The sequence below is a fragment of the Mesorhizobium sp. M5C.F.Ca.IN.020.32.2.1 genome (assembly GCF_004023105.1).
GTDB classification, from domain to species: domain Bacteria; phylum Pseudomonadota; class Alphaproteobacteria; order Rhizobiales; family Rhizobiaceae; genus Mesorhizobium; species Mesorhizobium wenxiniae.
Map to the genome: position 1 here is coordinate 1 of NZ_RZSX01001141.1, position 1,645 is coordinate 1,645.

Below are 1,645 nucleotides of genomic sequence, written 5' to 3' on the forward strand. Positions count from 1 at the left end.
CGATAAGGCGACGGAGAGTTTAAGCTGGCCGCCCCTATGGGACAGTTTGGCGATTTGCCGGTTGATATACAGACGAAGGCGGCGGCCGGTCTTCTGGCAGAAGGTTACGAGCATTCTCATGAGGTAGATCCTCCAAAATGGTTGTGCGCAATCGCGGAGCTCGAATACGGCTGGAACTGCCAAGTGCACCGCGCCAGCGGTCGCAACAGAGCGAAGCGGAGAGGAGAACCCTTTAGGGTTGCACGCCCAGGCAGGGGCCTGCCGTATCGTGCGCAGCATAAAGATTGCGAACTGCCACTTTGGAGATGCCGGAGAACGCGGCCTTCGTAGCCCGGCCGCCCATCGGCCTCATCAATCGGCAGATCGCCAACCGGCCGTCAGGCCGGTTCTCCGTCTTCTTTTCGCTGCAGTGGGCGAGGAATGGCTGTGGGGTTCGACTGCCGACAACGACAACAAGCCTAAGTGACCAGCCGAACCGCGACGCGGGCGGCGGCCGTGGTCGGGGAGGGGAGGGGCGTCAGGGGCGCCCCTCGCACCCTTCCTGGCCCGTTCGATGCGGGCTGGAGCGGTCCGGCTTTGAAATGCCGGGGAAAAGGCGCTATATTAGGTTCCGGAGTAGGGACGAGCCTTTCGGCTCGCCCCCATTTCCTAGAGCCAGAATTGGACTCGGATACTCACTAGCCAGGTGGTCCGAGTCCTTTTCACGTCTAGGGTGATGCTAAGTGGTAGGTACCACATGCAATCACCTCCGGTTCGAGGGCGAGGCCGTCGCCTCGGTCGGGGTGGCCCGTCCTCCCCGAGCGCGCCGCTGGCCCGGCGCTGCTGCTTTCGCCCTCGAAAGCTGATTCCTGCAGCTTACCGCACAATGCCGAGTCGTTCACCAAGGCTTGGCGGGTGCGGCGGCCCGGCTTCCTTGAGCATCGCCAGAATCATTTTTCGCTTCAGCCCACGAACCTCGTATCCCTGTGCTCGCGCTGTCTTGATGATCGATTCCAGGGTCGGAAATTCCTCCAGGAAAGTGCCGAACCACAGCGCGCACTCGTCGGTCTTGGGATGCGGAAAGCCTTGCAGAAAGAAGGTTCGCAACGGCGGATCGTAACCGATGGTCCCTTGCGCATCCGTTGCAGTCCCGTTTGTGATCTCCACAGTGTATCGGCTCATAGCCGTTCCTCTCGGTGATTGCGATGATGACAACCGGCCGCGCCGTCAATCGACGCGGCGCGGTGCACTATTTGAAAAGCGGCATTACTCGCTCGTTGGTGAGGGCGGTGCGATCGGTCTGGAACGTGTAGCCGTCCCAATCCTTCCACGACTCCCAGCCTTGCGCGGTCGCGCGTCCGTACCAGACGCGCACCTTCACCGCGTTTCCGGCCAGCGTCTCGACAATCGAGACGGTGAAGCTGCCACCAAGCTGCGACGGCGTATCGTACACAGTGACATGGCGGCGGGCAGGACGCCCGAAAGGGGCCGCACTCATGCGGCACCTTCGGCGCTGATCGCCTTCATCACCCGTTCGGCGGCCCATCTCCCCGCCTCGTTCAAGTGCCGCTGCCACGCACCTTGCGACGGCGACCAGCGGAAGCCGTTGGCCTTCAGCGCCCGCCGCGTCGCTTCGTCGGGCTTGCCGGGAAAGATCATCTGAATG

At 62.4% G+C, this 1,645-nt stretch carries 2 protein-coding genes; both read right to left on the reverse strand.

Annotation, left to right across the window (positions count from 1 at the left end):
* Positions 1-855 precede the first annotated feature (855 nt).
* Positions 856-1,161, reverse strand: coding sequence for a hypothetical protein (locus tag EOA86_RS33695; protein WP_128345493.1), 306 nt, complete (start codon positions 1,159-1,161; stop codon positions 856-858).
* A 67-nt stretch (positions 1,162-1,228) separates the two neighbouring features.
* A complete protein-coding gene (locus EOA86_RS33700; RefSeq protein WP_128345495.1) occupies positions 1,229-1,477 on the reverse strand; it encodes a hypothetical protein in 249 nt (82 codons plus the stop codon).
* Positions 1,478-1,645: the final 168 nt, after the last annotated feature.

Coding starts and splice junctions, on each gene's coding strand:
- EOA86_RS33700 (WP_128345495.1), bottom strand. CDS start 1,477: ATGAGTGCGGCCCCTTTCGGGCGTCCTGCCCGCCGCCATGTCACTGTG.
- EOA86_RS33695 (WP_128345493.1), bottom strand. CDS start 1,161: ATGAGCCGATACACTGTGGAGATCACAAACGGGACTGCAACGGATGCG.